The sequence below is a fragment of the Ilumatobacteraceae bacterium genome (assembly GCA_033344875.1).
Classification (GTDB): domain Bacteria; phylum Actinomycetota; class Acidimicrobiia; order Acidimicrobiales; family Ilumatobacteraceae; genus Ilumatobacter.
The window spans coordinates 1,454,801-1,475,777 of sequence record JAWPMO010000001.1 but is presented as its reverse complement, the minus strand read 5'-3'; the positions used below and the strand labels follow the sequence as shown (position 1 = coordinate 1,475,777).

17 protein-coding genes are annotated in these 20,977 nt (G+C 69.4%); 4 read left to right on the top strand and 13 right to left on the bottom strand.

Features of this window, described 5'->3' with window-relative positions:
* Window positions 1–30: 30 nt before the first annotated feature.
* Window positions 31–738, top strand: a complete 708-nt coding sequence (locus R8G01_06970) for a hypothetical protein (protein MDW3213717.1) — start codon at window positions 31–33, stop codon at window positions 736–738.
* Here R8G01_06970 and R8G01_06965 read toward each other — a convergent pair.
* From R8G01_06965 to R8G01_06930, 8 genes are all read right to left on the bottom strand, one after another.
* Complete coding sequence (locus R8G01_06965; protein ID MDW3213716.1) at window positions 735–4,055, bottom strand: UvrD-helicase domain-containing protein; 3,321 nt, start codon at window positions 4,053–4,055, stop codon at window positions 735–737. The two genes, R8G01_06970 and R8G01_06965, sit on opposite strands and share 4 nt — an antisense overlap.
* Window positions 4,052–7,075: a PD-(D/E)XK nuclease family protein gene (locus tag R8G01_06960; protein MDW3213715.1), complete on the bottom strand. Its 3,024-nt coding sequence runs from the start codon at window positions 7,073–7,075 to the stop codon at window positions 4,052–4,054. The genes R8G01_06965 and R8G01_06960 overlap by 4 nt, the downstream gene beginning before the upstream one ends.
* Window positions 7,076–7,169: 94 nt before the next feature.
* The gene (locus R8G01_06955) at window positions 7,170–8,438 is read right to left on the bottom strand and encodes a DUF222 domain-containing protein (GenBank protein ID MDW3213714.1); all 1,269 of its coding nucleotides are present in this window, start codon (window positions 8,436–8,438) and stop codon (window positions 7,170–7,172) included.
* 338 nt (window positions 8,439–8,776) lie between these two features.
* On the bottom strand, window positions 8,777–9,400 hold the full coding sequence (locus tag R8G01_06950; GenBank protein ID MDW3213713.1) for a hypothetical protein: 624 nt from the start codon (window positions 9,398–9,400) through the stop codon (window positions 8,777–8,779).
* Between the two features lie 494 nt (window positions 9,401–9,894).
* Window positions 9,895–11,340 (bottom strand): hypothetical protein, encoded by a 1,446-nt coding sequence (locus R8G01_06945; protein ID MDW3213712.1) that lies wholly within the window; start codon window positions 11,338–11,340, stop codon window positions 9,895–9,897.
* Between the two features lie 813 nt (window positions 11,341–12,153).
* Complete coding sequence (locus R8G01_06940; GenBank protein MDW3213711.1) at window positions 12,154–13,146, bottom strand: hypothetical protein; 993 nt, start codon at window positions 13,144–13,146, stop codon at window positions 12,154–12,156.
* A 158-nt stretch (window positions 13,147–13,304) separates the two neighbouring features.
* The gene (rpe, locus tag R8G01_06935) at window positions 13,305–13,988 is read right to left on the bottom strand and encodes a ribulose-phosphate 3-epimerase (protein MDW3213710.1); all 684 of its coding nucleotides are present in this window, start codon (window positions 13,986–13,988) and stop codon (window positions 13,305–13,307) included.
* An 11-nt stretch (window positions 13,989–13,999) separates the two neighbouring features.
* Window positions 14,000–14,212, bottom strand: a complete 213-nt coding sequence (locus tag R8G01_06930; protein ID MDW3213709.1) for a hypothetical protein — start codon at window positions 14,210–14,212, stop codon at window positions 14,000–14,002.
* A gap of 60 nt (window positions 14,213–14,272) precedes the next feature.
* Between R8G01_06930 and R8G01_06925 the strand changes: the two genes are divergently transcribed.
* Together R8G01_06925 and R8G01_06920 are read left to right on the top strand one after the other, a co-directional pair.
* A complete protein-coding gene (locus tag R8G01_06925; GenBank protein ID MDW3213708.1) occupies window positions 14,273–15,469 on the top strand; it encodes a TRAM domain-containing protein in 1,197 nt (398 codons plus the stop codon).
* 19 nt (window positions 15,470–15,488) lie between these two features.
* Window positions 15,489–16,394 (top strand): pseudouridine-5'-phosphate glycosidase, encoded by a 906-nt coding sequence (locus R8G01_06920; GenBank protein MDW3213707.1) that lies wholly within the window; start codon window positions 15,489–15,491, stop codon window positions 16,392–16,394.
* A gap of 21 nt (window positions 16,395–16,415) precedes the next feature.
* Here the strand turns inward: R8G01_06920 and R8G01_06915 are convergent, their stop codons facing one another.
* From R8G01_06915 to R8G01_06905, 3 genes are read right to left on the bottom strand one after another with little or no spacing between them, the layout of a single operon-like run.
* Window positions 16,416–17,000, bottom strand: a complete 585-nt coding sequence (locus R8G01_06915) for an NAD(P)H-dependent oxidoreductase (GenBank protein ID MDW3213706.1) — start codon at window positions 16,998–17,000, stop codon at window positions 16,416–16,418.
* The gene (locus R8G01_06910) at window positions 17,000–17,590 is read right to left on the bottom strand and encodes an NAD(P)H-dependent oxidoreductase (GenBank protein ID MDW3213705.1); all 591 of its coding nucleotides are present in this window, start codon (window positions 17,588–17,590) and stop codon (window positions 17,000–17,002) included. Before R8G01_06910 ends, R8G01_06915 begins: the two co-directional genes overlap by 1 nt.
* A complete protein-coding gene (locus R8G01_06905) occupies window positions 17,587–18,201 on the bottom strand; it encodes a GNAT family protein (GenBank protein MDW3213704.1) in 615 nt (204 codons plus the stop codon). Before R8G01_06905 ends, R8G01_06910 begins: the two co-directional genes overlap by 4 nt.
* Before the next feature lie 75 nt (window positions 18,202–18,276).
* Between R8G01_06905 and R8G01_06900 the strand changes: the two genes are divergently transcribed.
* On the top strand, window positions 18,277–19,446 hold the full coding sequence (locus R8G01_06900) for an aminotransferase class I/II-fold pyridoxal phosphate-dependent enzyme (protein ID MDW3213703.1): 1,170 nt from the start codon (window positions 18,277–18,279) through the stop codon (window positions 19,444–19,446).
* An 18-nt stretch (window positions 19,447–19,464) separates the two neighbouring features.
* Here R8G01_06900 and R8G01_06895 read toward each other — a convergent pair whose 3' ends face one another.
* Both R8G01_06895 and R8G01_06890 read right to left on the bottom strand, forming a co-directional pair.
* A complete protein-coding gene (locus R8G01_06895; protein ID MDW3213702.1) occupies window positions 19,465–19,653 on the bottom strand; it encodes a hypothetical protein in 189 nt (62 codons plus the stop codon).
* Window positions 19,650–20,900, bottom strand: a complete 1,251-nt coding sequence (locus R8G01_06890) for a DUF3179 domain-containing protein (GenBank protein MDW3213701.1) — start codon at window positions 20,898–20,900, stop codon at window positions 19,650–19,652. Before R8G01_06890 ends, R8G01_06895 begins: the two co-directional genes overlap by 4 nt.
* Window positions 20,901–20,977 lie beyond the last annotated feature (77 nt).

Sequence of the window (20,977 nt, the reverse complement as noted above, 5' to 3'; positions counted from 1 at the left end):
CCCACCGTCATCGAGCGGTACCCTCGCTGCGTGCGAGGACGCGTCGGAGCCTGTCTGGTCGTGTTGGCGACCGTGCTGACCGCTGCGCCGGCTGCCGCGCAGGAGGAACCGCCGCCCGACTCGGTGCCCGACGACCCGCTCGGCGACGTGACCGGCGGCGACGAGGTACCTGCCGGCCCGCCGCCGGCCCTCCCGCTCGTCCCGGTTCCGACCGGGTGTACGGCACCACGGATGCCGCACATCGTGTTCGTGGGCGAGGTGGTCGAGCGCGACTACCGGACGATCCGGTTCGAGATCGAACGCATCCGCAGCGGCCGGTCCGACCCGTTCGCGCTGGGTGATCTGATCGACGTGCGCTTCGGACTGGACGCCCAGTACCTCGACGATGGTGAGTCGTACCTCGTGGGCGCCGTGGTCGACCCCGATCTCGGTCTGCTCGTCTCGCGGGTGTCCGACCCCGTGGAGAACTTCGGCGGTGACGAGGTGATCGGCGTGTCCGAGACCGACGTGGACTGTCCGGCGTACGAGGACCCGATGCGGACCCTGCGACTCGATGGGACTGCGATCCCCACCAGCGTGATCAAGCCGTTCTTCGACGCCAGGATCCGGATTCTGAGTGCGGTCCTGTTGCCGTTCGGGGTGGCGTTCGCCGCGATCTTCCTGCTGGCCACGTTCCGGCTGAGCCTCTCGGGCCTGTATCGCAGCGTGACCGGCACCGGACGTCGGCGCTACAGCTAACCGGCGGCGGCGAGTGCTCGGGCCTCGTCGAGCGCTTCGGACCAGTTGGTGATCTCGATCTCTTCGGCGGGCCCGTCGGGGCGGCACCGAACGAGCAACGCCCGTTCGACGGGGCGCCCGAGGATGCGTTCGAGCACCACCCCGTACGCAGCGAGCTGGCGCCGGTACTTGGCGACCCGGGTGGCTCGCTCGCCGTCGTCGGGCCACTGATCGGTCTTGTAGTCGACGATCACGCCACCGCCGTCGGTCTCGACGAACAGGTCGATGTACCCCTCGACGGTGCGGCCGCCGACCGGTGCCGCGACGAACAGTTCGCGGTGGTGTGATGCATCGATGGCGTGCTGCACGATCGGAGCGGCGAGTGCGGATCGTGCCAGGCTGGCCACGGTGTCGTCCATGCCGATGATGCCCTCGGCCGCACATTGCGCCGCCGCCTCGGATGCGACGTTGGCGCCGGTGCGGAAATCGGCGTACTGGAGCACGGCGTGCACCGCCCGCCCGACGGCCGTGCCGTACCGGCCGCGTTGCCACGGTGGCAGATCGAGGTCGACGGCGCCCTTGTCGAGGCCGGGGTCGGTGTCGGCCTCACCGGCGAGGTAGGTCGCGCTCACGCTCGGCCGAACGCGAGCCGCAGTGAACGCACGACGGCGCTCGCGGTCCCACTCGTCGGCGTCGTCCCATTCGAGGGTCGTCGAACCGGCGGTCGGCATCACGAAATGGTCGGTGGTGGGCGAGAGCACGGCGGCACCGTTGGCGGGATCCGCAGCCCCGGCGTCGAGCAGCAGGATGCCCGACTCCGCCTTGGAGGTGGCGGCGCTGTCGGGATAGCGGTGCAGCGAGACGACGAGATGATCGACGGCACGGGTGCAGGCCACGTAGAGCAGGCGGCGTCGCTCGGCGTCGCTCATCTGTTCGTCGAGCGGGATGAAGTCTTCGAAGACGGGGTCGGGGCTCTGCTTGTTGGAGATGGTCCAGGTGTCGCGGTGCCAGATCACGGAGTTGGAGGTGGCACCGCGCGGTTTGGTGGTCATACCGGACAGGACGGTGATGGGGAACTCGAGACCCTTGGCGGCGTGGATCGTCATGATGCGCACGGCATCGTCGTCGTGCTCGGGCAGGATCGTGTCGGCGTTGCGGCTCTCGCTGGCGAGCAGGTGGACCCATGCCAGGTAGCGCCGCAGCCCGTGGCCGCCGGCATCGCTCCAGGCCCGAGCCTGATCGATCACGTAGCGGATCCGACGCCACACGTCGCGGGCGTCGGGGCCGTCGAGCGCGACGTCGAGCGTGCGGCGTTCGTCGACCAGGGCGGCGAGCAGGTCGGCCGGGCCGATCCGGCTCGCCCGGCGAGCGAGCGACCCCAGGTGCTGGAGGGCTTCGCCCACCGGGTGGTCGCGGAGGGCGGCGGGAGTGTCGTCGTCGGCCTCGAACCAGATCGACCAGCGACCACCGTGGCGCCGCCAGTCGTACAGTTCGACGTCGCTGCAGCCGTACAGCGGTGACCGGAGTGCGGCGACGCATGCCAACTCGTCGGTCGGATCGGCGGCCGCGCGCAGGGCGAGCATGAGGTGGCGGATTTCGGTGGTCGCGTACACGACCGAGCTGTTCTCGGCCCGGTACGGCACGCTCCGCTCGCGCAGTGCGGCTTCGAGCGCGGGCAGCGAGGTGCGGGCGGGGAGCAGCACCGTGATGTCGCCAGGTCGGCACGGGCGCAGGATCGCCTCGCCATCGTCGTCGGTATCGGTCACCTGCCAGCCGTCGGCGAGTGCGGTGTCGACCGCGTCGGCGGCGTCGGCGGCTTCGCGCCAGCGGATCTCTTCGGCCCGGCGGCTTCCGAGGCCCTCGTGTTCGTCGACGCCGAACACCGTGACCGACCCGTGCTCGCGATGGTGGGGGCGGCCGGCGATCAGCGGCTGGTACGGCGGTTGGGCGTCGACCCGCTCGGTGATCAGGTTGCCGAACACCGCGTTGACCCAGCCGAGCACCGCTGCGGACGAGCGGAAGTTGGCCGACAGGGTCGCCACGTCGGCACCGATCTGATCGGCGGCCTGCATGTACTGGGCGATGTCGGCACGACGGAACCGGTAGATCGACTGTTTCGGGTCGCCGACGATGAACAGCCGCCCGGGGAGCGGACGCAGATCGAGCCAGTCGGTGTCTTGGGCCGGATCGTCAGGGGCTGCGGTGAGGCGCACGGCGATCTCGAGCTGGATCGGGTCGGTGTCCTGGAACTCGTCGAGCAGGATGCGCTGATAGCGGTCGTGGAGCGAGCGTCGGATACCCGGGTGCGTGGCGACGAGGCGTCGGGCGAGGACGAGCAGGTCGTGGAACTCGAGGGTGCCGAGTTCGGCTCGTTCGGTTGCCGACTCGAGCACCCACCGCCCGAACAGGGCGCCGAGGACGCGCACGCGCCGCTCGCGCACCTGGTCGAGGAGCCCGATCGCGTCGGCGGCGAGTGCGAGTTGCTCGCCCCGGAGGGTTTCGAGGCCCTCCGGGTCGAACCCGGCCTGCTTCCACTTCGTCTTGGACCCGGTCTTCTTGACGGTCCGGCACTTGTGTTCGAGCGCGAACAGCAGCGAGACCCGGCTGCCGAGCGACGTCTCGCCGGCCAGTTGGTCGGCCAGCTTTCGGAGCTCGCCGAGGCGTTCGGCCTGCTTGTCGTCGTCGGGCACCGGCGTGTCGCACAGCTGGAGAACCCGCTGGGCGAACGGTGCGGTCTCGAAGGTCCACGGACCGGGATCGGAGCGATCGACCCTGCCGTCGACGAGGTCCCAGTTGTCGTGGAACGAGGTCGCGACGCGGCGGCCGCCGACCTCGATCCGGAAGTTGTCGAGTTCGCACAACTCGACGAGTTCGCTGCCGCCGTCGATCACCCCTCCGGCCGGATGCGGTTCGTCGAGGACGCGGTCGAGGAGCGTCTCCCACCGCTCCTCGAAGGCGAGGTGGCTCTCGAGTTCGTCGAGCACGGTGAACCCGGGCGGCAGCCCGGCGGGCACCGGATAGTCGTTGAGCAGGCGTCGGGCGAAGGCGTGCAGCGTGCCGATCGGGGCATGATCGAGCCCGGCCACCGCAGCCTGTTCGCCGGCCGCTGCCAGTTCTGACCGGAGGCGGTGTCGCAACTCGGCCGCGGCCTTCTCGGTGAAGGTGATCGCTGCGATCGAGCCGATGTCGACGCCGCTCCGGACGAGGGCCACGATGCGTCCGACGAGGCTCGACGTCTTGCCGGCGCCGGCACCGGCCTCGACGAAGAGGTTTCGGTCGAGTTCGGTCGCGATCCGGTCGCGGGCGGCCTGGTCGGGAGCCGGGGGACGGGTGCTCATGCGGCGGCTCCCTGCTCTGCGGCGTCATCGTCGTCGTCGGCGAACCAGGGGGCGAGGCGAGGATCGGTCTGCTTGCGGCTCCACTCCGCGTAGCGCTCGTCGACACCGAGGCCATCGGGCTGGCAGTACCAGCAGCCGATGTAGTGCCGGTACTGGGGCGGCTCGGTGACGGCGGGGAACAGGCCCGATTCGATGCCGTCGACGACCTGTTGGAGATCGGTGGCGACCTGGGCCCACACGTCGGCGTCGAAGGCGTAGCCGTACCGGTCGTAGTCGCCGCGCTCGAAGAAGTCGTACTCGGCGATCACCGGAGTCGTGGACTCGCCCGCGCGTTCGCCGACCGCGGCCAGCGCTGCTGCCGCGTAGATCGGGAGCTGGAACTTGTGGCCGCCCTCGGTCGGGTCGTCACGGTTGATCTTCTTGAACGTGTCGGCTTTGCCGCTCTTGTGATCCATGATCACCAACTGGCCGTCGGCGGTCCGGTCGATGCGGTCGGCATAGCCCGAGACGGGGAGGCGCCGCCCGTCGGCCAACGGCAGGCTGACCTCGTCGTCGTACCCGAAGCGGAGCTCGGACCGGAACACGCTGGCGCGACGGCCCGCCGCCGTGCGGCCATCGGCCGCGAACCAGTTCAGCAACTCGCGCCGCACCGCTTGCCGCTGGAGGAACCAGTTGGCGGCGCGACCTGTGCGTCCGGAGGTTTCGAACTCGTCGGCCGTTCGCTCGAACAGTTCGAGGAGTTTGGTGGTCGCGGCGGGCGACCAGCCGTTGGGCCCCGGCTGCGGGATCTCGCCCTCGAGCACCAGTTGGTGGAACCGGTCGAGGGTCTCGTGGATGACGTTGCCGCGCTCCATCGGTGAGAGACCGAGTTCGTCGGACGGGTCGTCGAGGGGTTTCACGCCGAGCAGGTGCCGCATGAAGTAGCCGTGGGGGCAGCTCGGCCAGGACTCGAGCTGCGACGCCGACACCGGTCTGACGAAGTGCTGGATCTCGCTCGCGGTGAGGTCGCCGTCGTACTCGGTGAGTACCGCGGCCCGACGGGCGGTGCGCAGACGGAGTGATCGGGCTGCGGCCGTGTCGTCGGCGCACAGCGCGCCGAGCGCCTCTGGCCCCTGGGCCGCGATCGAGGCCCGGCGTCGCAACCGGTGTTCGTGGTGGGCGGCGGGGAACCCGCAGGCGATGAGACCGGCGTGGTGGCTGCTGACCACTTCACGCGTGGCGTCGGGGAGGTGCTGCTCGATCCAGCGGGACTCGAGCCGGTCGGTGGTGGCTCGGAGATCGCCGCGTGGTGCGCTGACGATCACCTGGCTCGACGTGGCGATGTGGCCGAGGAAGCTGCGGTGCACGCGGTGGGTGCGGGCGTCGGATGTGGGGAGCCCCGCGGCGCGGCGGTCGCTGTCGGACACGAGCGGGTCGGTGGTCGGGGTCGGTGGCAGCAACCCCTCGGCCGCGCCCAGGACCACCGTGAGGTCGGCGTCGAGGCCGACGGTGCCGGCCAACGACCCGATCGTGACGCCGTCGCCGAGGCGGCCGAGACGCCCCGGAGCGACCTCGAACTCCGCAGCGAACGCAGCCCGGAACTCGCCGCGGGTGACCGGGCGGCTCACGCCGTCGAGATGACGCAGGCGGTCGAGGACCCGGCTCGCGTGATCGGACGCCAGGCGTTCGGCCTCGTCGAGTTGATCGAGGACCGATCGGCCGAGTCGGTACAGGACCTGCCGTTCGCACCACGCCGCCCAGTCGGCCCAGGTGCGTGTGCGACGGCGATCGCCGAGATCCTTGCGGAGGTCGTCGACGAACGCACTGAAGCGCTCGACCTCGAGCGCGTCTGCTTCACGGTCGTCGCCTCGTGCCCGGTATGACGCTGCCAGGCGGGCGAGCCGCGGCTGCCAGTGGTCGTCGCGGCTGATGCCGGCCGCACGCGCCAGGCGCTCCCATCGGGCCACCGAGACACGGCGACCGTCGGACGCGTGGATCGGTACGTCGGCGAGCAGGTCGAACAGGTCGTTGCGGCGGAGTCCGCGGCGGTCGATCTGCAGGAGGTCGAGGAGGAATCGGGGGACGAGGCGCTCGGTGACCAGCGTGCCGGGGCGGCCGTTCCACGGCAGACCTGCCGCATCGAGGTGGTGCTCGACCAGGCGGGCGTAGGGGCGGTCGGTCGGCCAGACGACGGCCATGCGAGCGAACGGCGTGCCCGACCGGGCGGCGTCGACCAGGCGGCGCACGGTGTGGCGGACCTCCTCGTCGGCGTCAGTGGTCGACACGATCAGCGCCGAGGGCGAGGTGGCGGGTGCGGGAACGGCCGGTGCGGTGATCTCGGTGCGGATGGCAGCGGCGAACGCGTGCGTCTCGGCATCGACCACCTCGACGCCGGTCCAGTCGGCCAACACGTGGAGATCGCACCGGTCACCGATCGCCCGGAAGAGGTCGGTGGCCAGCCCTCGGTCGGGACGGGGGAGGAATGCGACCGCTCGCTCGAACAGTTCGCAGTCATCGCGGATCCGGGAGATGGCCAGCGTGAACAGGTCGGCCTCGTCGTACCAGCCGGTGGCCAGTCGCTCGGCGACCATCGACGAGACCCGAGCGGCTTCGCGGCCGCGTCGGGAAGCGCCCCGCAGCGCCGCGCCCGCGAGCGGGCCGGCGGCGCGCAGCTCACGGTGCAGGTCTCGCAGACTCGTGACGGTGGACGGGTGTTCGGCCACCGGCTCGTAGTCGCCGGGCATCGCCCGCAGCACCTCGCGCACGGTGAGGTCGATCAGGGGAGTGGACACCGGACGGCGACCGGCAGCGGCCAGCTCGGCGCCGGCGATGCGCTCGGCCAGGCGGCTGGGTGTCACGAGCTCGATCGCCGCGATGCCGCCGTTGGCGCCGAGCCACCGACGTGCGGTCACACCGACGGCGTTGGTCGGCACGATCACCGTGACCGGTGCGAGCGGGTCGCCGCCCTTCGCCGCAGCGACGGCGGCCGCCAAGGCGGGGAGCGCCTCGGTGGCGTGAACAGCGGTACACCGGACGGTCATTGCTCTGGATCGTAGGCAGGTCGGCCGTGCGCACGCGCGGGCAGGACGATACGGATGGTGCGTTGACGGTCGGAACCGGAGCGGTGAGCGCGCATCACGCTGCGGTCCTTCGTCGCCGCGATCGAGTGGATCGTCGCGATGGCACGTCGGGTTCGGACGTGAAGACCGCCGTGCCATCCGGGCGAGCCACGGTCAACGTTCGGTCGGGGAGCAGATCGAGGATCAATCCGTGATCGTGGATGACGTGGTGGTGGCGACTGCAGACCGGGATCAGATTCGCCAGATCGGTCGGCCCGCCGAGCTGCCACGGCAGGACGTGGTGGATCTCGCATCGTGCGAACGGCGTGTCGCACTCGCCGAAGCCGCACGTGCGGTACAACGCTCGCAGTGCTTGGCGTTGGGCTCGGTTGGCGTGTCGAGTGGTGTGGCCGACGGCGAGCGGGTTGCCGTCGGCATCGACGTAGATCGGGGTGACCCGCCCGTTGCACAGGAGCCGGAGCACGCTGGCCGGCGGCAGTGCGGCGCCATCGTCGGTTTCGCAGACGCTGTGGTCGTGGAGCTCGCCGGTTTCGGCGGTGGTGACGTCGACGATCGCCGTGATGTCGGCTTCGGCTGGTCGAATCTGCTGGTGGCCGCCGCCGACCAAGCGCCCGAGCGCCTCGGCGGCGAGCCGGTTGCGATCGACACGACGGTCGGCGAACTCGGGATCGGCCCGCTGCTCGCCCTCGGCCACCATGGCAGCGACCTCGAGGTCGACCGCGCCGAAGATCTGGTTGGCGAGCTCGGGGTGGAAGGCGAACCGCCCTTCGATCATGCCGGTCGCGCCGTTGAGCTTGCGGGAGAGGTAGGTGTCGCGTCGCTGGCGGCGGTTGCGCTCGAGGCCCTGATCGCGTTCGAGCCGGCGTGCCCGCTCACGAACGGAGCGACCGAACCGTTCGGGCGACATCGACGCCGCCTCGGCCAGCAGTTCGTCTTCGTCCTCGAACAGCCGCGCCTTCACCTCGTCGTCGAGCTTGGCCGAGGCGTTGGCCAGCGCGTCGACGTGCTCGGCGCCGATCTGGCCGTCGGCCAGCGCCTCGCCGAACGACGGGACGTCGTCGATCGCCTCGGAACGACGCTCCTTGCGCTTGCCCTCTGCCGACGACACCCCACCTTCGATCGTGTGCCGATCGGAAGCAGGCATGCACCCCGAGGTGGCGTGCAGCTCTCGCATGCGGGACGTCACCCGGGCCTCGGTCGACGAGAGCCACCCCTGCACCTTGGTGATCGACGCCAGCAGCGCAGCGCACCCGGCGTCGTCGCTCGCCGCGATGTCGGCGCCATCGAGCGCCGCCAACGCCTGGGAGAGCACCGGATCCTTCATGCCACCCATCCTGACGAAAGGGTGTGACAGGGTTTCCGATCTCGTCGGGCAGATGAGATAGAGCAGACTGAGGTTGTCAGCCGAGGTGCTGCCGTCTCGCTCACGTGAATATCGGGTGCTCGGCTGGATCGTTATGCCGGTGAAAGTGCGGTGCGCGACTTGGGCCGTTCTGTGGCGCGGTTGCAGACGTGGCGATCGAGATTCTGTGCGCCGAAATGTGCAGGTGCCGGTGGCCGGCCGATTGGGTGGCGTGATCCTGGGAGTGGAAGGTAGACCCTTCGCATTCGATCGTCAGCAATGGCGATGTGTGGACTTGCGTAGCTGAGCCTCGACGGAGATCAGCTGCTCCGGGGGATCGACCGAAGTGCGAGCGCCCGACGCAGCTGCGGGTGCGACCCAGCGGACCGGTCGAGCCCGAGCTGCTCGGCGAGCGACTCCAGCGAGACGATGTCCGCAAGCTGCGCCCACTGAATCGGGTCGTCGAGACATGCTCGCGCACGGATCGCAGCGCTTCGTAGCGACGCGGCCTGATCTGCGAGATCGTCGCCTCGCTCATCCATCTCGGCGACGAGCGAATCAACGGCGTCGACGATGTCGTAGGGCATCTGGTAGTCGAAGCCCCCCGACACATCGGTCTGCTGGAACAGGTGAGCGACGTGGTGCGTAGCCGTCTCGTGGTGGTCGTCCAGTCGCCTTCTGAGCTGCTTGTCCGGTGGCTTCCACCCCGCCATGAAGATCGCGACCCGCTGGTTCTTGTACTTGCCGCCCGAACTGCGGTTCGTGAGGAATGCAATCACCACTCGAGCGTCGGCCCAGGCGGTCATCAGCCATGCTCTCAGGGTCGGTCCGTCGATGAGTGCCCCGAGTTCGAACTTCGCCATGATGCGTGCGTACAGCTCGCCGACCGACTGCACGCGAGCCGAGATGAAGAGCAGCTCCTGGCCCGGTAGTTCGTCGCTCATACGTTTCAGGCTCGCGCGCGGTGCGTCGCCGCTGCGACATCCCTCAGTCATGTTCGCCGACATGGACGACCACGTCGACGACCTGACCGCTGACGAACTCGACCAACGTGCCCAACCGCTCGACGTCGACCGACCGCTCGGCAGGGCCGACGCGCTGGGCGTCGCCTCAGTCCGCGTAGTCGGGTCTGCGAGGCAGAGCCCGTGGGAGTCAGTCGCTGACGCGGACTATCGCGTGTCGCGCTTGGGCCGTGTTGTGACGCGGCTCCTTCAATCCGATAGTGATTCCCGGGCGGCGATAATGGGGTGCCCACCACCGGCACATAGGCCACGGTCGTCCGAGCAACCTGTCGGAGCGATATGGGACACCCGACCGTGAGCAGTTTGCCGGATAGCGCGTGGGTTTCGGGGCCTCGCAGGGCGTTGTTCTGAGCGGTCGGGTACCCGCTGCCGCCGGACACGAACGGCGTCTACTTCGTCGCCGTCATGCGTGTCGCTCAGCAGTCGAAGGTGGCGTATGGGTCTGGGAACTCGGAGACAGGTCTCGGGAGGGGGAGGTTGATGGCGCAGTCGAGCCGTGACCATGCGAACGGGCCTCCGGCGAAGCTGTCCTGCGAGCTGTCGGTGAAGATGGATGCCTCGTCCGTGTCGACGAGCCACAGCGACACGATCGGGTCGCCTTCGATCGTGTAGGTGGTGAGCACCGCCGATGCACCGACGCTGCGATCGGCATGTTCGGAAAGGCAGTCGATGATCGAAGCGAGGTTGGACGTGTCAGCGTCGAAGTTGACGACGTCGACGCCACAGAGGTTGCCCAGCCGCGGATCGGACAGGTCGCCAGGGAACACGGTGATGTCAGCCCCTGCCTCGAGCAATGCTTGTTCCGCCGGGGAGACGACAGGTGAGGTGTCGGACGCACCGAGACTTGCCACGGCGACTTGGAGGCTCAGTTCGTCGTCGATGGCGTCGGGCATCGGGTCGAAGTAGAGATCCGAGGGAGCACCTGTGACCGGGTCGAAGACAGCGACGACGTGACCCTGTCCGTCGAGTTCGTCGAGCAGAGCGAAGACACCGTCGATCGTGTAGGGGCTCCACGGCTGATCGAGAGTGGTGGGGTCGATCGGCTCGGCACCGTTACGGACCTCGACCACGCGGCCGCCGACCTCGGTCGTCGTCAGGTCGTACCTGGCGCGCTCACCTCCGCCGATCTGGATCCGCGTGATCCGATCATCGGGAGCGGTTGCCCAGGTCGCGGCCGCTGCGTCAGCCGCGACGCCGACCGCCTCCCAGCCCGCGACCGTCGGTGCGGTCGACGCGGAATACCGGCGGACGTTGACCTGAACCTCAACGCTGCGGTCCGAGGCGTAGAAGCTCATGACGATGCCGCTGTCGAGATTGCTCCGGAAGTCGAAATCGGTGGCTCCAGCGACTTGGCGGGCCAGCGCAAACAGCTCAGGAATCGTCGGAACCGCACGTGCAGCCGACTCACATGAGAACTTCGGTGCATCGAGACTGGTCGCCTCGACGCCAGCAGCCGTGACTACGACGCGCTGCGTCGGCGTTGCGCAGGCAGACCGGTTGCGGTCGAACATCGAGAACACGTACGAGTACGAGTCTCCCGCCACGGCGTTCCACGCTGCCTCCGCCTCGTCGATCGCTGCGAGGTGGGCCGGGTCCGGATCGCCTTCCGGCATCGCAGCCCCCGCCTCGATCGGCGGCCCGAAGAACTCGTTCCAGGCTGCCAGCGACTCCGCTGTCGGCTCCGGAGCAGGGGTGCAGAACTCGACCTCGCCTGACTGCCCGCTGAAGCCGTCGATGGACACGTACCGCGCATCGCCGCCCACGGCAAGACGATCACCCGGTTCGGCATCGTGGACCGGCATCCACACACTGAACTCGGTTCCCCAATCGACGGTGTACCAGCCGGTGACATCGAAGGTCACCCAACGCGTTAGCTGTGGATCGTCGGGCCGGTCCGGATTCTCCGGATCTACGTCCCAGGGCTGCACCTCGCCGCGAACATCAATCACCGTTCCGACGAACGCGAACTGCGCATCGACGAACTCGCTGAGATCGGGATCACACTCAACTCCTGGCGCAAGGCCCTCGACCTCTGCCACCGTGGTCGAACTCGCTGGCTCGCCGACCTCCGGCACCGTCGAAGGCGCCGTCGTGCTTGAAGTCACCTGGGCGACCGACGACTCCGGCACCGTCGACAGACCCAAGTCAGGGCTGCTCCCACACGAAGCCGTCGCCAGGACGACCGCAACAAGCCCAACCGACCTTCTCACAGCGGGTTGGACGCTCCGCAGCGGTCATCAGTTCCCGGTCCAGCGGCAGCAACGCTCACACCGGACACGGTAGCCATGGCATCGCCCACAGAAGGGCCCGAGGAAAGCCGAGGCTGCTGATGACAACCCGGAGAAGCACATATCGCGCGTCGGCGGCGAAGGTGCCACCCGCGCGTGATCGGCACGTACGCGATCGGCGAACCGTCCCATAATGCTCGTCGCTCTCTGGCGAGCCGCGTCCCCGAACGCCGGATCTGGGTCGCACACTTCGCTCACGCGATTCGTGGCGGCGCCCACTCGAGATCCGGCGAAGAGTTCGGGATGGAGGCTCCCCAAGGGGCCACGTGATGGCAGCAGACGAGGGTCGTACTGAGAATTAGTGGAGTTCGTCCACCCGTTGGGGTCGGACTCCGGGGCATCGATCGGACTGGGCCACCTGACGCGGCGGCATGGTGCACGCCCGCGTCAGGTGGTCCAGTCGAGTCGGTAGCTCAGGTCGTGGCCGGCCAGCTCGGAGTAGTCCTGGATCGACTTGCGGGCGAGCTTGAGCGTGACGGCTGCCGGGAGGAGGTCGGTGATCCGACCGAACAGCGTGCGGTCCTCGTCGACCGGTGCGGTCTTCGCATCGGGGAACGAGACCTCGACGTGAGCTTGGCGTTGCCCGGCTCGGTCCAACAGTTCGGAGAGCCGCTCGAACATCTGGAGGAGCGGGTCGGCCCGATGTGTCGACCAGTTCGCCGCCGGCATGAAATCGACGAAGTGCATCAGGTGATAGTTCAAGTTGATCCAGACGTCGTCGGCGGCGATCGTGAGCGGTTCGTTGTCGATCACGCGGTGGCAATGGAGAGCCTCGAGTCGGTCGAGTCGATGTGCGTTCGCCTCGAGGTCGTCGAGCAGGCTGTTGTCGTACAGGAGCCGGAGGATCGACGGGAACGTCTCGACGTGGAGCGCTTCGAACTCGGTGAGCAATGCCTTCAGCTTCGGGATCTTGGCGGCGTCCATCGCGAACGTGTTCGTCGCGGTGCCCAGGATCGAATGGAGCAATGCCACGTTCGGCGAATGCTCGGGATAGTGACGAGCCGCGTAGTCGTGGCAGAACAGCAGGTGCTCGAGGAACGTGCCGTCGGCGTGCTCCATGCTGAAGTCGCACTCCTCGATCATGAAGTCGATCAACCGCTGGTCGACCGGCGGCGCCGGTTGATCCGATTCGAGGGCCGCGTAGGCCGCCTCGATCGCAGCGGCCGACGCGTCGGACCACACCGGCTCCCTGACGAGCTTCTCGAACATGAACTTGCGTGCGACGCCCGTGAGGCCGCCGAAGATCGTCCGCCCCATGTCGAAGTCGGCCATGCGGCCCACGCGGACCTTGCCGGCATGATCGACGGCGCCGCCCTCCACGATGGCCGCCCTTCGCTGGAGATTCAGCGTTGCCTCGAGTGCGCCACCCGTCGAGTCCATCGTTCCGTAACCTGCTTCCCCGACCGCGTCGGTCCGACCATTCGAACCCGTGAGAGTACCAACGGCAGCGGTGACGGCTCTCGATGCGGCCGTGCAGACGGCGGTGATGCAGCGTTCGGCCGGCTCAAATGGGAGCCGCGACCGAGCGGCGCCGAGCGTCAGGGGGCGGCGGCTTCGGCGAGGGCGCGCAGCTCGGTCACGGCGTGCTCCAGGCCCTCGGGGTCGCGGTAGAGCGCGCTCCCGGCGATCAGGATGTTGGCGCCGGCCGCAGCAGCTCCCTCGATCGTCGATGGGCCGATCCCACCGTCGACTTCGAGATTGACCTCGTCGGCGAGGCCGGCGGCGTCGATCATCGCCCTGATCTCGGCGATTTTCGGTTCCATCGTCGGGATGTAGGCCTGGCCGCCGAAGCCCGGGTTGACGGTCATCACGAGCACCAGATCGACGAGATCGAGCACGTGCTCGACCGCCGAGGCGGGCGTGGCCGGGTTCAGCGCGACCGCGGCCCTGGCACCCATCGAGTTGATGTTGCCGAGCGTGCGATGGAGATGCGTGCAGGCCTCGGCGTGCACGATCAGACGGGAACAGCCGGCGTCGACGTACTCCTGCGCCATCACGTCGGGGGTGTACACCATCAGGTGCGCCTCGAACGGCACGGTGCAGTGCTGGCGGGCCGACTTGATCACGTCGGGACCGAACGTGAGGTTCGGCACGAACTGGCCGTCCATCACGTCCCACTGGATCAGATCGACGCCCGCTGCTTCGAGCGCGGCGACCTCCTCACCCAGTTTGGAGAAGTCGGCTGGCAGGACGGAAGGTGCGATCTGGATCGGTCGGGCCACGAGACCAGAACCTAACCGCGTCGGTCGTCGGGGTCGGTGCCCGCTTGCTCCCACTCCTCGTCGGCATCGTCCCAGGCGTCGTTGCGCGCCTCGGACGTGGCCTTCCAGTTCTCGGCCTCGCCCTTGGTGCGGTACGGCCCGAGCATGTGGTCGCCCGGTCCGCGCTGCTCGGCGGGCACGGCGACGTTGCGCTCGAGATCCCAGTACCACTCGGTGGGTTCCATGCCCCCACTCTAAACGGGCGGCTGCCGGACTCGTCCGCGAACTCTCGCTAGCCTCCAGCCGTGCCCGACGACCAGTTCCCGACCTTGCGCGTCTCGCCGGAGCGGTTCATCGCCGGCGGCGAGGTGCTCGGCCACGACGACACCGGCCGCGTCGTGTTCGTCCGGGGCGGTGCGCCGGGCGACGACGTGTCGGTGCAGATCGTCGAACAGAAGGGCGAGTGGTCGCGAGGTGTCGTCACCGAGGTGCACGCCCCCTCGCCCGACCGCGTCGAACCGCCGTGCGTGCGCCGGCGGGAAGGCTGCGGCGGCTGCGACTGGCAACACCTCGCCGTCGCGGCCCAGCTCCCGGCGAAGATGGAGATCGTGCGCGACGCACTCCGCCGTACCGGCAAGCTCGACTCGCCGACGCTCACCCTCGGTCGCTCGGTCCCGGCCGACGGGTACCGCACGACCATCCGGGTCGTCGGTGGCCCCGACGGGCGGGCGTCGTACCGCCAGGATCGCTCCCACGACACGGTCCCGGCCTCCGGATGCCTCATCGCCCACCCCACCTTGGAGCGGGTGATCGAGGCGATCCGCATCACCCCCGAACTCGAGGTCTCGCTCCGGGTGTCGGAAGCGACCGGTCAGATCACCGCCCGCTGGGACAAGCGCAAGGGCGAGGTGCACGGGCTGGCCCGGACGGTCTACACCGGCGCCAACGCCTTCCTCGTCGAGCGGGTCGCCGGCCACGACCTGCAGGTGTCGGCCGGCTCGTTCTTCCAGAGCGGCCCGGCTGCCGCCGAACTGTTGGTCGACGCCGTCGGGCGCGCCGCTCCCGAGCTGGCGACGGCCGCGACCGTGCTCGACGCCTATGCCGGCGTCGGACTGTTCGCCGTGACCTGCGCACCGCCCACGGCGAAGGTGATCACGGTCGAGACCTCCCGCGCCGCGGTCGAGGACTGCAGGGTGAACCTGGAGGGACGCGACGCCCGGATCGAACAGAGCGAGGTCAGCACCTGGCGACCGGGGCACGGTCTGACGATCGACGTCGCGATCGCCGATCCGGCTCGGTCCGGTCTGGGCCGACCCGGCACCGCAGCGATGGTCGCCGCCGACCCCGACGTGTTGGTGCTCGTCAGCTGCGACCCCGTTGCGCTCGCACGCGACGCCGACCTGCTCGCCCGGCAGGGCTACCGACACGACGGCACCGAGGTCCTCGACCTGTTCCCGCACACACATCACGTCGAATGCGTCACCCGGTTCGTCCGGGCCTGACCGCTGGCAGACTGGCCTCATGATCACTCCTCAGGTGTCCGACGAGGTCGCCGCCGCCCTCGCCGACGGCCGTCCGGTCGTCGCCCTCGAATCGACCATCTTCTCGAACCTCGGCCTGCCGTCGCCCGCCAACGCCGAGGCGCTCGACCGGTGCATCGGCGTCATCCGCGACGGGGGAGCGGTACCGGCGATCACCGCCGTCCTCGACGGTGTGGCCCGCGTCGGGCTCGACCCGAACGAGCACGAGCGGATCCTCGGGGCCGCCCGCAAGGTCGCCGAACGCGACCTCGCCGTGGCGGTCGCGCAGCGGTGGGAGTTCGGTGCGACGACCGTCTCCGCCTCGCTCGCCCTGTCGGCCGCGGTCGGCGTGTCGGTCTTCGCCACCGGCGGCATCGGCGGCGTGCACCGTGGATCGGAGACGACCGGCGACATCAGCGCCGATCTCGATGCGATGGCGCACCACGCCGTGATCACCGTCTGCGCAGGGGCCAAGGCCTTCCTCGACCTGGCTCGCACGCTCGAGTATCTCGAGACGGTCGGCGTTCCCGTGCTCGGCTGGCAGCACGACGACTTCCCCGCGTTCTACACCAGGTCGTCCGGCCTCCCCGTGCCGCACCGCGTGGAGACCGCCGACGAGGTCGCCGGTGTCCTGGTGAACCGCACCCGCGACCGCGCCGGCGTGCTCGTCGGCGTGCCGATCCCGGTCGCCGACGAACTCGACCCGGTCGAGCTCGACCGTGTGCTCGACGAAGCCCTGATCGACTGCGACACCGCCGGGATCACCGGCGCGAAGGTCACCCCGTTCGTGCTCGGCCGCATCGCCGAGGCGACCGACGGCCGGAGCGTGCCCGCGAACCTGGCGCTCGCGGAGAACAACGCCCGCGTCGCGACGGAGATCGCCGTCGCCGTGTCGTCCGCCGCCTGACGCCGGCCTGGTCGCCGTCGGTCAGAGGCCGGCGAGCGTCGACTCGACTCGGTCGAGGAACTCCGACCTGTCGGCCTCGTCGCGAGTGTCGACGCCGTAGAAAGCGCACCAGGTGGTGCGGGCCCGCCGTGCACACATCGCCCGGATCGATCGGGTGACCGTCCGTTTGCCGCTCTCGCCCTGCAGCGAGTTGATCAGCTTCGACGAACCGTGCGTGGTGACCACCACGAGTCGCCGGAGGTTGCGCAGTTTCGGGGTCGGCGTCCGGTCGCCGTCGCGCATCTCCCACGCCACGCCCGCCACCCACACCCGGTCGATCCAGCCCTTGAGCATCGCCGGCTGGCCGCTCATCCAGGTCGGATAGATCAGCACCAGGGCCTCCGCCCACGCGAGGTCGTCGGCGTACTGCTGCAATTCCGGAGCGACGCCCGGTTCCTTGTGGGTGCGGCGTTCGTCGGCGGTCATCGTCGGGTCGAATCCGTCGGCGTACAGGTCGGTGAACCGGACGTCGTGTCCGGCCGACCGGAGACCGGCGAGCGCACGGTCGCGTGCCGCGGCGACGAACGACTCGGGGTCCGGATGGCAGTAGACCGCGAGGACGCGCATCAGACGCCCGCCAATCGCTGTTCGATGCGGGCCAGGAACGCGGTGCGGTCGCCGGCGCTCGCGGTGTCCATGCCGTACAACCCGAACCACTCCGTGCGGGTGCGGATGCCGCTCGACAACCGCACCGTGCGGGTGAGCGTGCGTCGGCCGTTGTCGTTGACGAGCCGCACCGCAACGCGCGGCGACCCGTACGTGCTGATCCCGACGATGCGCTTCACGTGCGTCAACCCCGGCTTCACCTTGCCCGACTTCTCGTCGAACCGGAACCCGACGCCGGGCACCATCGTCCGTTCGAGCCACCCCTTGAGGATCGCCGGCAGGCCGCTCCACCACGTGGGGTACACGAACACGAGGATCTGTGAGCCCTGCAGGAGTTCGATGTGCCGGGCGACCTGTGGATCGAGGACGGGGTCGTCACCGTGGTACGCCACCCGCTCCTCGTACGACATCGCCGTGCGGTACCCCTCGGCGTACAGGTCGATCGTGTCGACCTGGTGTCCGGCGGCGGTCAAGCCGGTCACGGCACGCTCGGCCGCGGCGTGGGAGAAGCTGTCGTCGCACGGGTGGGCGATCACCACCAGCGCCTTCATCGGCCCAACCGCCGTTCGAGCGACCGCTTCACGTCGGGCCACTCGTCGCCGACGATCGAGTACACCGCCGTCTGCCGCGGCGACGGTGCGTCGGTGTCGGCCCGCAGCCGGTGGTTGCGCAGCAGCCCCTCGAACGATGCACCGATCCGGAGAATCGCGTCGCGACTGCGCTGGTTGCGGGCGTCGGTGCAGATCGCGACCCGCCACACGTCGAGTTCTTCGAACGCGTACTCGAGCAGCAGGAACTTGGCCTCGGTGTTGACGGCCGTCCGTTGCGCGTTCGCTCCGAGCCACGTGCCCCCGATCTCGATCTCGTCGGGCTCGGGTCGGCCCCGCCACCAGTGTGGATCGAGATACCGGGTGCAGCCGACGACTTCGTCCGTGTCGAGTCGCCGCTGGGCGAACGGCAGCACACGGGCGGCGGCGTGATCGTCGAGCAGCCCGGCGATGTAGCTGCGGGCGGCATCGCCGCTGTCGGGAACCCACGTCAGCTCGAACGTCGAACGATCGACGGCAGCAGCCGCCGCCAGTGGTTCGGCGTGATCGAGCGACAGCGGCTCGAGTCGCACGTGCGCTCCGGTCAGCGTGACGGGGGCGAGGGGCTCGGGCACGCACGCCAAGGTAGCCGCCTGGCATGATCGGTCGATGCGTCACTTTCCGTTCGGGGCATCCTCGGGGTCGAGCCGATGACCGGCTCGGCCGACGACGACCGCTTCGGGCTTCGTTCTCTCGACGTCGAACGGCTCCGCACCAAACGTGGAGCCAAGTGGGGCGCACACGACGTCCGCTTCGCGGCGTGGGTCGCCGACATGGACTTCCCCGTCGCTCCGGCGATCACCGCGGCGCTCCAGCAGGTGCTCGACGGCAACGAGTTCGGCTACCCGAACTGGGGCGGCCCGTTCGCGAAGTCGCCGGCCGCGAAGTTGTTCGTGCCTCGCATGGCCGAACGCTTCGGGTGGGAGGCGCGCCCCGACCGGGTGCACGACATGATCGACGTCATCCAGGGCGTCCGCAGCGCGGTGCACCACCTCTCGGCACCCGGCGACGGCGTGGTGCTGCACATGCCGGCCTACCACCCGTTCATCGACACGATCGGCGAGATGGAGCGTCGGCTGGTGTCGGTGACCCGGCACGACGGTGCATTCGACTACGACGACCTCGAACGACGGCTGGCCTCGACCGACACGGGCGCGACGATGTGGATCCTGTGCCACCCGCACAACCCGCTCGGCCACGTGTTCGAACGTGCCGAGCTCGAACGGATCGCGGAGATCGCGGCGCGCTTCGACCTGACGGTGATCTCCGACGAGATCCATGCCGACCTGACCATGCCGGGGGAGACGCACATCCCGTTCGAGTCGCTCGGCGGCGAGGTGTCGGTCCGCACGGTCACCGTCACGTCGGCGTCGAAGGCGTTCAACCTCGCCGGGTTGCGGTGGGCGGTGCTGCACGCCGGCAGCGACCGCATGCACGCCGCGCTGCGATCACTTCCCGGCCACTACCTCGGAGCCCCGAACGTGATGGCGGTCACGGCGACCGTGGCCGCGTGGACCGACGGCGGCGACTGGCTCGACTCCGTGGTCGGGGTCGTCGACGAGAACCGCCGTTCGTTGACCGACCTGCTCGCGCAGCACCTACCCGGCGTCGTGTACGAACCGCCCCCGGCCACGTACCTGGCATGGCTCGATTGCCGCCCCCTCGGCCTCGGCGACGACCCGGCCGAGACGTTCGCGGCGCGCGGCGTCGCGCTGAGCCCCGGTCCGCAGTTCGGCCCGCAAGGTCTCGGACACGCCCGCATCAACCTCGCGACCAGCCCGGACATTCTCGCCGAGACCGTCGCTGCGATGGCCGGCTGACCGACCCGGTGATCCGCGTCAGTGCAGCGTGCGCATCGCCATCAGGCCGAGCACGACCATCCCGACACCGACCGCGAGCAGCACGAGCGCTCGCTCGCGCCGGGGCAGCCACGCCGCACCGGCGGTGGCCGCGAGCATCACGGCCACCTGAAGTGCCGCTGCGCGGTCGGAGGCGGGCAGCAGGTCGCGGACGGTGACGATCCTCATCCCGTGACGATCTCGGTGTCGGGGCGGAACGTCGACCAGGCGAACCAGAACGTGTCGACGTGGACGTAGGGCTCGAGCCGTGAACCGGACAGGTCACCGGCGACGGCCTCGCCGAGCAGGTTCCACGTCGAACCGGTCTCGGCATCGGTGAAGGTGCCGTCGCCCACCGCCGAGAACGTCAGCGGGGTCCCGTCGACCACCGGAACGAACACGCCGGTCGCCCCGACGTCGACGCCGTCGACGATCGCCGAGCTCTCCAACGCCGATGCGGTGCCGGAGGCCCACCACGCCATGAGCGGGCGTCCGTCGATCGACCCGGTGACCACCTCCGCATCGCGCAGGTCGGCGAGCGGGATGCCGACCGCGGCCGCGCCGTCTTCCACGCCGACGATGCGGGTCAGCGCGGTGTACCGACCGTCGACCTCCCCCTCGAACAGGAACGGCACGCCGTCGACGTCGTCGTAGCCGGGGTAGGGGTTGCGTCCGTAGTCGCGCGAGAAGCCGGTGTCGCGACTGAGTACGAGTCCGTCCGGGTTCGCCTCGCGGAACGTCTGCCACGAGACGGTCGCGAGCGGGAACACGTCGAGGTCGGTGCCCGTCAACTCGCCGATGATGCCCTCGCCGGTGAAGTGGCTCCACAGCGTCTCGGTCTGTCGGTCGTACATCACCAGCGCCGAGTTGTACAGCAGCCCGGAGGTGCCGAAATCGAGGACCCGGTCGTCGAGCCGTCGGTCGTAGGCGACCGCCGAGTTGCAGAGCGGGCAGTACGAGACGGCGACCGGCACGCCGCCGACGGTGTCGTTGGCGATCTCGTGCCAGGTCATGATCTGCACCGGGTAGGCCCTGGCATCACCGTCGATCTCGAGTGCGAGCACCGGTTCGTTGTCGGCGAGGAAGTCGACATCGCCGACGTTCAGGAACTTCGGCTCGTCGACCGGGGGGATACCGTCGGGTGGCGGGCCACCGCTGCGGATCTCGTCGAACTCGACCAGCGGGGTCGGTGCGCCATCGGGCACGGTCCGCTCTCGGTGCATCGTCAGACCGCTCACGGTGACGTCGACCGGCGACGACGGCACGATCTCGAACGGCACGATCTCCGGTTCGGGCGACTCGTCGTCGGCGGTCGGCTCCGATGTGACGCCCGGTGCCTCGTTCGTCGCGGTGGGGGGAGGGGCGACGGTGTCGTCGCCGGCGCCGCACGCGGCGACCACGAAGATGCCGGCGAGACCGATCAGGGAGTGGCGCATACCCGCCGGAACCCGGTTGGGCGGCAACTGCTTCCCGATCCGCTCCCGTCGGAGTTCACGGGTTGTTTCGCGCTGAC

Bases quoted from the DNA above. Each gene is read 5' to 3' on its own strand.
- R8G01_06965 (MDW3213716.1), bottom strand. From the start codon at position 4,055: ATGAGCACCCGTCCCCCGGCTCCCGACCAGGCCGCCCGCGACCGGATC.
- R8G01_06960 (MDW3213715.1), bottom strand. From the start codon at position 7,075: ATGACCGTCCGGTGTACCGCTGTTCACGCCACCGAGGCGCTCCCCGCC.
- R8G01_06955 (MDW3213714.1), bottom strand. From the start codon at position 8,438: ATGAAGGATCCGGTGCTCTCCCAGGCGTTGGCGGCGCTCGATGGCGCC.
- R8G01_06950 (MDW3213713.1), bottom strand. From the start codon at position 9,400: ATGAGCGACGAACTACCGGGCCAGGAGCTGCTCTTCATCTCGGCTCGC.
- R8G01_06940 (MDW3213711.1), bottom strand. From the start codon at position 13,146: ATGGACTCGACGGGTGGCGCACTCGAGGCAACGCTGAATCTCCAGCGA.
- R8G01_06930 (MDW3213709.1), bottom strand. From the start codon at position 14,212: ATGGAACCCACCGAGTGGTACTGGGATCTCGAGCGCAACGTCGCCGTG.
- R8G01_06920 (MDW3213707.1), top strand. From the start codon at position 15,489: ATGATCACTCCTCAGGTGTCCGACGAGGTCGCCGCCGCCCTCGCCGAC.
- R8G01_06915 (MDW3213706.1), bottom strand. From the start codon at position 17,000: ATGCGCGTCCTCGCGGTCTACTGCCATCCGGACCCCGAGTCGTTCGTC.
- R8G01_06910 (MDW3213705.1), bottom strand. From the start codon at position 17,590: ATGAAGGCGCTGGTGGTGATCGCCCACCCGTGCGACGACAGCTTCTCC.
- R8G01_06900 (MDW3213703.1), top strand. From the start codon at position 18,277: ATGACCGGCTCGGCCGACGACGACCGCTTCGGGCTTCGTTCTCTCGAC.
- R8G01_06895 (MDW3213702.1), bottom strand. From the start codon at position 19,653: ATGAGGATCGTCACCGTCCGCGACCTGCTGCCCGCCTCCGACCGCGCA.
- R8G01_06890 (MDW3213701.1), bottom strand. From the start codon at position 20,900: ATGCGCCACTCCCTGATCGGTCTCGCCGGCATCTTCGTGGTCGCCGCG.